The sequence below is a fragment of the Guptibacillus spartinae genome, from assembly GCF_028610625.1.
Lineage (GTDB): Bacteria > Bacillota > Bacilli > Bacillales > Guptibacillaceae > Guptibacillus > Guptibacillus spartinae.
Genome location: NZ_JAQQWU010000030.1, coordinates 1 through 10,360, shown reverse-complemented (window position 1 = coordinate 10,360; position 10,360 = coordinate 1). Strand labels below are relative to the sequence as shown.

10 protein-coding genes are annotated in these 10,360 nt (G+C 38.8%); 2 read left to right on the top strand and 8 right to left on the bottom strand.

Features of this window, described 5'->3' with window-relative positions:
- Window positions 1-172: 172 nt before the first annotated feature.
- The 5 genes from PQ511_RS23390 to PQ511_RS23370 form a co-directional block, all read right to left on the bottom strand.
- Complete coding sequence (locus PQ511_RS23390; RefSeq protein WP_273854323.1) at window positions 173-610, bottom strand: cell wall hydrolase; 438 nt, start codon at window positions 608-610, stop codon at window positions 173-175.
- Window positions 611-714: 104 nt separating this feature from the next.
- Window positions 715-1,290, bottom strand: coding sequence for a DUF2087 domain-containing protein (locus PQ511_RS23385; RefSeq protein ID WP_273854322.1), 576 nt, complete (start codon window positions 1,288-1,290; stop codon window positions 715-717).
- Between the two features lie 259 nt (window positions 1,291-1,549).
- A complete protein-coding gene (locus PQ511_RS23380) occupies window positions 1,550-1,903 on the bottom strand; it encodes a DUF2200 domain-containing protein (RefSeq protein WP_273854321.1) in 354 nt (117 codons plus the stop codon).
- 88 nt (window positions 1,904-1,991) lie between these two features.
- A complete protein-coding gene (locus tag PQ511_RS23375; RefSeq protein ID WP_273854320.1) occupies window positions 1,992-2,858 on the bottom strand; it encodes an HAD family hydrolase in 867 nt (288 codons plus the stop codon).
- Between the two features lie 416 nt (window positions 2,859-3,274).
- The gene (locus PQ511_RS23370; protein ID WP_273854319.1) at window positions 3,275-4,399 is read right to left on the bottom strand and encodes an NAD(P)/FAD-dependent oxidoreductase; all 1,125 of its coding nucleotides are present in this window, start codon (window positions 4,397-4,399) and stop codon (window positions 3,275-3,277) included.
- Between the two features lie 169 nt (window positions 4,400-4,568).
- Between PQ511_RS23370 and PQ511_RS23365 the strand changes: the two genes are divergently transcribed.
- Window positions 4,569-4,988, top strand: a complete 420-nt coding sequence (locus tag PQ511_RS23365) for a VOC family protein (RefSeq protein WP_273854318.1) — start codon at window positions 4,569-4,571, stop codon at window positions 4,986-4,988.
- 467 nt (window positions 4,989-5,455) lie between these two features.
- Here PQ511_RS23365 and PQ511_RS23360 read toward each other — a convergent pair whose 3' ends face one another.
- From PQ511_RS23360 to PQ511_RS23350, 3 genes are all read right to left on the bottom strand, one after another.
- Window positions 5,456-6,076: a trimeric intracellular cation channel family protein gene (locus PQ511_RS23360; protein ID WP_273854317.1), complete on the bottom strand. Its 621-nt coding sequence runs from the start codon at window positions 6,074-6,076 to the stop codon at window positions 5,456-5,458.
- 103 nt (window positions 6,077-6,179) lie between these two features.
- Window positions 6,180-7,667 (bottom strand): UDP-N-acetylmuramoyl-L-alanyl-D-glutamate--2,6-diaminopimelate ligase, encoded by a 1,488-nt coding sequence (locus PQ511_RS23355; protein ID WP_273854316.1) that lies wholly within the window; start codon window positions 7,665-7,667, stop codon window positions 6,180-6,182.
- A gap of 200 nt (window positions 7,668-7,867) precedes the next feature.
- Complete coding sequence (locus PQ511_RS23350) at window positions 7,868-9,169, bottom strand: acetamidase/formamidase family protein (protein ID WP_273854315.1); 1,302 nt, start codon at window positions 9,167-9,169, stop codon at window positions 7,868-7,870.
- 197 nt (window positions 9,170-9,366) lie between these two features.
- Here PQ511_RS23350 and PQ511_RS23345 point away from each other — a divergent pair.
- Window positions 9,367-10,360: DUF3900 domain-containing protein (locus PQ511_RS23345; protein WP_273854314.1), on the top strand; the 994-nt coding region annotated here is incomplete at its 3' end.

Here is a 10,360-nt window from a genome sequence, read left to right as displayed (position 1 = left end):
ATAAAGCGTTACAACCATAGAAGATATCAATGGGGATTAAATAAAATGACCCCGGTTCAATACCGAGGTCACTTACTAGCAGCATAGGTCCTTTTTATAAACTGTCCAAATTATAGGTTACAGTTCACGTTCAGATAGGCTTCTCTTCATAGTAAAGGAAAAATCCTTAATCTTAGTTATAAACACTGGCGCAAGTACCAGCTTCGGGTTCATAATAACAATGATTTTTATATTGTCCAGCAAAAGGTTGCCCGTACCAGGTCGGTGGACAAGGTGCATAAGGATTGAAGTACCAAAGAGCATATTTTCCTGGATGTTCTCTCCAATAATCCAAGTTTTTCTTTGCTAACCGTTTCTCTACAGAACGTGCTCGGTTATAAAAAACATTCCCTTTTTGCACGGCCTCAAAGGAATAATTCCCTCCCTGCACTTGATAAATCACTTGAGGAATTGTTCTCAGACCTACAAAGTCTAAACATTCAGCTTGTGCACGGTTTACAATGACATTCCCTACATACAACATGCCTTGCTTACCTTCACCTTCAGCTTCCGCTCTCATCATTCTAGCCATTAAATCAACATCTGAACTTGTGTATTTCACTCTCGGCATATTTTTCACCCCAAGTACATTTTATGAGTGAAATGGAATTTCATGTTGTTTTTCTTTATCACACGTGAATTCAATGAAAAATACAGACATTGATTTTACTTTTTTTAGCTAATCGTTGCCCACATTTCCTCTGGGTTTAATTCATAGATATTATTCTCGCGATACATAAAGTGATTAATGATAAACTCCCTTCGAATTGTTGCAAAGTCAGGATGAAACTTCTTAATATAGTCATTAATTTCTTTCTCAGGATACTTTTTCCCTCGTTCTAATCCGTTTACCAAGTGTTTTAAAATAATAATTTTCTTCTTCCGTTGCGAAGGTATTTGCTTTAAGGTTCCATCTGCTGCTATGAAATTATTTATCACTGCTTGTTCTTTCAATGTTTCATCCTCCTTATTGAAATCAGACTGATAAAGCATATTAGGTAAAGCTTCAGAATAAGATCGAAATTTCTTTTCATCAATGTAGTAATAAATCGTGTTTTTGTCTTTGCGCTGATAAACAATACCACTGTCTCGTAGTTTTGCCATATGATGAGTGATGGTTGGTGCTTTTAATCCAAGCTTCCCGGCAATAGCCTGCCCATGAAGAGGACCTACGGCGAGTAACGAAAGAATCCGTATACGATTTGGATCACCTAGTGTTTTATAAAAGTTGACTAATCTATTTAATTGCATAAGATTTCACCCCCACCTAGTTAGACTATTATCTAATTAGATAATAGTCTAACTAGGTGGGTAAGTCAACAATATATAAACACCTGTGCAATGATTTCGAAAACCACATAATAAGAAAGTAGGCTCATATTTGTGCACTGTCAGCAAAAACGTCAATCTGTAATTTTTCACATTCTTTTCCTTGCACTTTCAAAACCCCTACAAAAAAACACTGATTCCTTTATCTCTTAATAAGTGGAATCAGTGCTTTTATTTACAATTAATCGTTGCGCAGAATCTTTTCCATTGCTTTTCCCTTTGCTAACTCATCAACTAGTTTATCCAAATAGCGAATTTCCTTCATAGTTGGTTCTTCGATTTCTTCCACTCTCACGCCACAGATCATCCCTTTGATCTTGGTCCGTAAAGGATTCATCTGAGGAGCTTCTATGAAAAAATGCTCAAAGTCTGTTTTATTTTCCAAGTGCGCTTCTAACTCTTTTTCGCTATAGCCTGTTAACCAATGAATGATTTCATCGACTTCCCTTTTCGTTCGGCCTTTCTTTTCTGCTTTCGTAACATAGTGAGGATAGACACTAGCGAAGCTCGTTGTATAAATTCTATGTTTGGTCATGATAAATCTCCCTCCTTGTATATTCATAGTCTAATCACAAAGGACCTTAGCTTACCTCTGTTTAGTATTCTTCTATTGATTTACAAATCTATTTAATCGTTGCTGGCATTAACGTCGTCTTCAAATAATGGTAAACCCCTTCTTCATCACATGTAAATTCCGTCACTTCATCGACAATTTCCTTTATGTGGTCCGATGCATTTTTCATTGAAACTGCATAATCAACAACCTGAAACATTGGTAGATCGTTGTTACTATCACCAATTGCCAACGTTTCTACCTCAGTTAAATTAAAATAGTTCAGCATTTCTTGAATCCCAGTGCCTTTGTTCACATTAGCCACCATAACCTCCACATTATGATTAGAAGATATTGAGGTTGTAAAATCGATCTCTTGTTTTATTTTCTCTAATTCATCTTTCCATTGATTGATATGGTCTTCCGTCCTAGCAAAGAAATAAAATTTAGAAAATTTAGTACCATCGATTTGATTTTTCCAGTTTATTGCTTCTTTAATCGCTTGTTGCCGTGAAAGCCATTCATTTATTCCAACATTTTCAGGTTTAGGGTCTCTAATTTCTTCTTCAATAAATTTACGATCTTGTTTTAAAGCGATACGATCTGCTCCATAAGGAAAGAGTTCATAATAAACTTTGTTTTCTCTCGCTTTATCGATTATCTTTTCAACTAACTCAAAAGTTAGCGAATGTTCAAACACCGCCTTCTTGCCAACATACCCAGCCATACCATTTGAAGAAATAATCCCATCTACTTCAAAACCATCAGGTACAAGCTCATTTATTTCATCGAAAGCTCTTCCTGTTGCTATAAAAACGTACATACCCCTTTCTCGTAGCTCGTCAATAACTTGTTTCGTATATTCGCTTACCTTATTATTGTGATTTAATATTGTACCATCCATATCTAAAAAAATAGCTTTTGGATTTGTTACCACCGTGAATCCCCCTCGTTTTTTAATTCTATATTTGAAATTCAATCGATTAATCTAAACGACTTCAAAGCAGTCTGTTACCTCATTTTTTCAAATAAAGTCCACAAAGAGTATAACATTGGATTCTACTTCCCGTCATAAAGCAAACCTTGTGATAATCCTAAATCATGATCTTTCAGAAGAAAAAGCTTCAAGTCCATTATTATTTGAAAGATTAAAAGGAGCTTATCTTGTTAAAGATAGCCCCTTTTTCTGATAAATTCTTACCTAGTCGATATTCGGTTAATGAAAATGCTAAATAATAAACTGAACATTGTTAAGCCTGCAAACTGCTAGGAAAAACCTTTGTTTTTTAAAATTCATAAACTGTTATTAACGAAGCTGTACCGCTTAACAAAAACCATTTAAACCGATCAATTTCAATACCGTTTTTTAATCGCCGCACGAATATCATAATCATTTGGGTTAAGTTCGGTTTCTTTTCCCAATGCAAGTCTAGCTAGTTCAAGTCCAAGATAAGGACCTACAGTAAGACCTGAGGCTCCCAGACCATTTGCAGCAAGTAAGTTTTTCATCTCAGGAATATCGCCAAATACCGGTAAAAAACCTGGAGTGAAAGGACGAAATCCTACTTTTGCTTCTAAGAATGTACCATTTGTTAATCCTGGGGCAACCTCGAGCGCTTTACTAAAAATCTCCTGAAGACCTCCTGCCGTTACGCGTCTGTCCATTCCCGCCTCGTTTTCATGAGTTGCCCCAATGACAACTCGACCATCGTCGAAGCTTAATAAATACTGGTCATTTGGCGGCATAACAACGGGCCAGTTGCTAGTGTCTTCACCCGGCATTTCAAGGTGAACAATTTGCGCTTTTTGTGAAGTAACATTGAACTTTAATCCAAATGGTGATAATAGTTCTTCCGCCCATGCTCCGGCTGTCATAATCACTTTACCTGCTTCCAATCTTTCATCTTCTACTGAAACACCCGTTACTTCACCATCTGACGAATGAAGTTTCGCATCACCGAATTTCACTTTTGCTCCATGCATTTGTGCAGCTCGAAGAAGCGCATGGCGAAGTGCAGCGCCATTTACTCGAGCAGCTCCACTAACAAATACAGCTTGATACTCTTCTGCCAGGTGTGGAAACAATTCTCTTGTCTCTTCCGCTGATAACTTCTTGATCTCACCAATTTCAGGGGCATCTTCTCGACGTTTTTTTGCTCGATCGATCATTTTATCTAATTTCATTTCATCTGTATGAAGGCTAATTGCGCCTACTTTCTTATAACCTGTTTCTGTCTCTCCATCTTCCATTAATTGTTCAATTAAACTAGGATAGTATTTCGCTCCACCTTTTGCGAGTTGATACCATACTTTATTGCGACGTTGAGAGAGCCAGGGACAAACGATTCCTGCTGCAGCCTCAGTTGCTTGCCCTGGTTCGTTTCGGTCGATAATCGTCACATCCACTCCCCATTTAGCTAAATGATAGGCTGTTGATGCGCCAAGAATACCAGACCCGATAATAATCATTGAGTTCATAAGTAACACCTATTTCGTTAAATTCATTTCATTTTCATTTTACACACATTCTTTAACCGGCTCAACATTATCCAAAGGGTTTGAAAGCGCCATGAATGAAAAAACCGTTTACGATGCCAAGTCTATTTTATGATAAAATGGCACCATTACATTATGAAGGAGTTTCACCATGAAAAAAACATTGGATCATATGGGAATTGCAGTTAGACGCTTAGATGAGAGTGTCCAGTTTTATACAGAGGTATTAGGAGGAGAATTATTCGACCGCTATCGCAGTGAAGCTACAGGGGTTGAAAGCGAAATTGCAGTTATTGATTTAAACGGAAGCCGCATCGAATTACTTATGCCTACAAACAATACCACTTCTCCTATCGCTCGATTTATGAAGCAAAAAGGAAAAGGGGTTCACCATATTGCATACAGAGTTGAAAATCTTGATGAAGCCCTTAAAGAATTAGAACAACAAAACATCCGCGTGATGCAAGACACGCTGCGTATCAACAAACATGGTAGAAGATTAATTTATCTAAACCCTGCGGATACAGAAGGGACAATCATTGAATACTGTGACTATCCTCAAACACTCTAACTTATAATTGAATAAATGCTAGACGAAAGACAAGAATCATAAATAATAAGAATGTAAGCACAAGAAGTACGTTTAGTCTCGAAGGCAAGTTATTATTCTGGTTATTTTTATCGCTCATGGTAGCTTTCCTCCCATTAATAAATTTGTTCAAAAGTCAGTTGTAATTATTTCATTTCCATCTTTGGTTTACAGCATTTCACGCCGTAACCTACCTGAATCTAGGGGCATCTTTCTTATCGTTTGCATTTTAGCACATTTGCGCTTGTCACAACCTATTTTTAAGATAATTATAAAACTTATCAGCATTTTTTCTAACCTTTTAGTTAAAAGGATGAATCTTCTCATATATCTTTCGTATCCAACTTTTATCTTATGGATTGAAGAAAAAATCCACAAGTTAAAAGTTATCCAAACATTTACTGAATACAAAATGCAGCTTAGTGATAAGCTGCATTCTTTGATTTTTTCTATGTTTTCGATTTCTCATTATGAATGCTTCTATAAGGCAGTTTCCATCCATATCGTAGTGAAAGCATACGAAGAAAAACAATGGTTCCAAACAAAAGCATTAATGAAGGCAATTCTTTCGGATAGCCGAGACCAATTAATAATCCTGCCATCATTGCCCAAACGGCATAAACTTCTTTTTGTAGCACAGTGGGTTTCCTTCTCGCTAATAGATCACGAATAATCCCTCCCCCAGTCCCAGTCATGGCAGCAGCGACCATCGCTGCAATAAAAGGATGCCCCATCTCTTCAGCAAACAACGCCCCCTGAATCGCGAATGCGGATAAACCAATTGCATCAAAGAAGCTTCCCCACTTCTCCCAGTAATAGTTAATCCAGCTAGCTGGAAAAACAAAAATGACAAGAATTGTAGCGATCGCTATCATAATGAGTACATCCTGCTCCCAAATAGAAGCTACGGGTACACCTATTAATAAATTACGGATAATTCCTCCGCCAAATGCAGTTGCTAAACCAAGTACGATCACGCCAAGAAAATCGAACTCTTCTTCCAAAGCAACGAGTGCGCCACTCGCTGCAAATGCGATCGTACCGATAATATTAAGAATTTCCCAAGTCACACCAATACGTCCTTTCACGATCTATTGAAAGTTAAAGTGTACGTCAGCTTTTAACTGTTGGCAACCTTAAATTCATAACTAAAAAAACCCCCCTGTAGGAGGTTTAAGAAGAAAGATGGTAGTGCATCTCGATTAAGTCTTCATCTGAATGGGGTATTTCTTTTCCTTTAACCATTTGAGCGCCATTAATACATCCGCTCGTAAGAAGAATAATATCGTGATCACTGCCAAGCTGCAGTGACTTTAAGACACCTTCACGTCTTGTGTAGGTGCGATGAATATTTGGAGCATTCGGATTAGAAAAACCTGACATTACCTTATCCACTATAACGGAAGGCTCATGGTAACCAGGATGGTCTACGGTAACAATGACTTCATCCGCTCTGCCCTCAATCGCCTTTGCCATTTTAGGCATTTTTTCAAAATCTCTAATACCGATACCTGCAATCATGACGATTAGTTTGCGATGCTCCATTTTTCTCACCTCATCAACAAGGCGGCTTAGAGCAACAGGTGTATGGGCATAATCTAGTATAATCGTCTCACGATTCGGTCCACTTATAACCTGAAAGCGACCTTCAGGACTTTCTAATCGTGGTAGAACCCGAATGATTTCGGATAATGTGTAGCCAAGTAACAAAGCAGACCCAATAGCCGAGAGTACATTTGCAACATTATAATCTGCAAAAACTGGCACGAATACATGATATTCTTCCCCATGTGAAACAAGGTTAAAGGAAGTTCCATTCACTTGATAGCTAATATCAGTAGCAATGAGATCCGCTTCAGCATGTTGATCTAAACTATAGGTTACGACTCTGTTGTTTAAGCTTCGGATAAGTTCCAAACCCATTTCATCATCTACATTCACAACAGCTGCTTTTGCTTGATCAAAAAGCTTCATCTTACAAGCTTTATAATGTTCAAATGTTTGGTGATATTCTAAATGTTCTGGAGAGATGTTTGTATGAATGGCTACATCAAAATCTATTCCATCAACTCGCTTTTGATCAAGAGCAATTGAAGAAACTTCCATTGCTACTCCTTTATCTCCTGCCTCCACAAGATCATTGAAAATGCGATGAAGATCAAGTGATTCTGGTGTTGTTGGCGTACTTTTTTTATAAGGTATTCTTTTTTTTGATGACCAAATTCCAGTCGTCCCAATGGAGCCTGTCGGTAATTTAAGTAAACTTAAAAGAGATCGTACGTAAGCGGCGACTGTTGTTTTTCCATTTGTGCCAGTCACGCCAATCGTTTTTAGCTTTTCATCGGCTGCATCGTAATACTGTTTAGAAAAGGATGCCATCGCTTTTCGAACATCATCCACAAGCACAATCGTACATTTAGGGTAGCGGTGTGAGAGACTCTCCGAAATATCCTCTTGATCAATTATGACGGCAACCGCTCCATTTCGGATCGCGTCTTCTATGTATAAATGCCCATCGTGGTTCTCACCTTTTATCGCAAAAAACACGGAATTAGGCTCTGCGTTCTTAGAATGAAAGGTAAGTTGAGTAATCCTCTGATAATCTGGACCTAAAACTCGGTGGATGGACGGATAGTGAAGGTTTGAAAAATTTATCTTCATGGTGAATTCCTCGCTTTAACTGTATTATTTACTTTTATTGGAAAATTTTTAAAACGAAAGTAAATAATCTAATTTTACTTAAATTCCCCATATTTCCCGGTTTAAAACAATTACATTACATTTAGCATACTCAATTTGTACTACGTTTCATTCATTAAAATGAGCAGACAGCCAAAAAATTAGCTGTCTGCTGTTTTGGGTTACCCAATCGCTTCGTAGTGGTTTCGGACAAGATCAGTTAGGCTCAATTCATCCAAAAGATGAACCGGAACCAAAAATGTAATTGTTACAACCCCAGGATGCCTTCCAATTTCGATCGAACCTGTAATTGTTGCTCGATTCATCACTTCTGGTGGGGTCATACCTAGCGTTTTCGCAGCTCGATTTAATCCGTTAGTTGTTGCTTCATTAAGATCGGCACCAGTTCCTATAAATGATAGGGGTAAAGACTCTTCTAGTTTTGAAACACCATACATGTTGGCGACCCGCTTAGCTGCTTCTTTTTCTTTTGTAGTAAAAGGTTTTGCTAAATGCGGTAAATCTTCTAGGGTCGGGAGTAAAATAGGTCCATCTATCGTTAAGCCCTTAATGACGATCGCTTGAAGATTTACAATACCCGCAACATCCGCTGTATGTCCTGCGATCTCGCCATTCCCCTGCATAGCATGCATGTCACCGATATAAATTCCTCCGCCCTCTACTTTTACTGGACAGATTAATACTGCACCTTCTCTTACACGATTGATGTCCATATGGCCGTCTGTACGATCTTCCAATCCTTCTTTTGTTACACCATATTCATGAGGTGCATCTATGAGGGACTGACCGAAATCTCCGGCATTATGAGAATCAGGTAATGGGCGGGAAGGCGTGGTTCCGAGCTGTCCGAGAAAAGGGCGTAATCTTGCCATCGTTCCTACTAGATCACTTGGTCCAAACGTAACAACTGGATTTTGGACAGAGTTTTCAGGTGTAGCCATAAAGGATTTACCATTTCGAGCTATATGAGTGGCTGCAGCTTCATCCACCGTAACACCAACAGTTCGATCAGAATCAAATGCCATTGTATACCCATTCGTAAAAACAAAAGGCGTCACATCTTCTCCGCAATTCGCACAACGGATCGCTTCCGGACCAGTTCCTTCGATTTTTGTCTCAGGGTACAACTCTCCACAACCAGGGCATTTCACCGCTACAAACGGATCCCCTACATATCTTCCATCAACAGCTTGATCGTTTCCTGAAGAAGTTGCCATCGAAGTAACTTGAACCGATTTAATGCGTATTGCGATAGCGTCCCCAACTTCAGCACCTTCTACAAAAACAGGCTTCGTCACTTCATGCCCGCCGCGTAAACATGGCGTGATCATTGGCCCCCAACATCCAGGTGCTGTATTTGCAACAATATGACCACCATCTTTCAATGGTCCAAGCATTTCTTTTGAAGGATCGAGTATTCCATTCGTAAATTCATTCACAAACACCGTTTGCTTCGCTTCCATTGGCTCTCCCCTTTTCATATATTCCTTTCTTTATTATAAGAGTAATGTCGATTCATGTAAAAAACTAATTGGTTAAAAACAAAAAAACTTTGAATTCGAAGCTTTTTACTTTTAAAAGTTAGTTACTTTGAAGTGATTGACGAATAATAAAACCTTGCCTATACTGAATAAACGTAAACATAGAGACGGGTGATGAAATGGAATTTAAAATGCAGTATCTTTCCTTTTACTTAATCCAAGTGGAAGGAAGCGGAGAAAGTGAAGAACGACGCTATAAGCATTATCAAACACTAGATGCAGATAGCTATGAAGAAAGCTCTCTCAAAGACTTTCTCGACGGTGAATTAACGAAAATTATGAAACGAAAAGTGGATCGGCATGCTAAGTCTGAAGGTGCTCCAACCAAGATCGGTCGGTTTATTGTTGAACCTGGTCATGAGCTAACATCGAATCCCAACTATAATTTATTTGATCGCACGCGATATGCAGATTCAGCGGATGATTTTGAAACCTCCACTGACCAGATCGTACAAATGTACCTTGATACAAGTGCGATTAGAGGTGGTGTTTTGATTGTTGCTACGGCTAAACTAACGAAACTTTTTGATGATCCATTTCTCTTTATCTTAAAGTGTGACTTCGAACCGAAAGTAGCTACGATTACGGATGAAGATACACTCATCCAAAATGTGGAAATGGCAATTACGACAAAAAGTATGAAATCGGTCCAATACCCCTACATGCCAGAAGAAGGCATGATCGACAGCGCTGAAATCAAAGTCCACCAGTCGTCTCACGCCCGTTACTTCGAAGACTTCTTAAAATGGGTCGAATATGAAAAGTCGATGCCTGAAATCGTCAAAACACAAACGATGGGCATGGTTCAGGAGCATATCCAAGAAACGTATCAGGAAGAAAGTGATGAACGAGAAGAGTTCGAACAGGCGATGGAGGAATGGTCTCAGAGCCCTAAGCGCGAGCTACAGGAACGGTTTACGACCGAACAAGTTGTTGAAGCTACTTCGCAGATTGTCGAGCACTCCCCTGACGTCGAATGGAAGCTAAAGCTTGACCACGTATCCGTGAAAGCGATGCTGTCTGACTTCGGCGAATCGATTCATCTTGCGAAGGTAAATGGGAAGTACGTGCTTGCGATTGAAGCTGATTCGATAACATTTGAGAAGGGTTTTT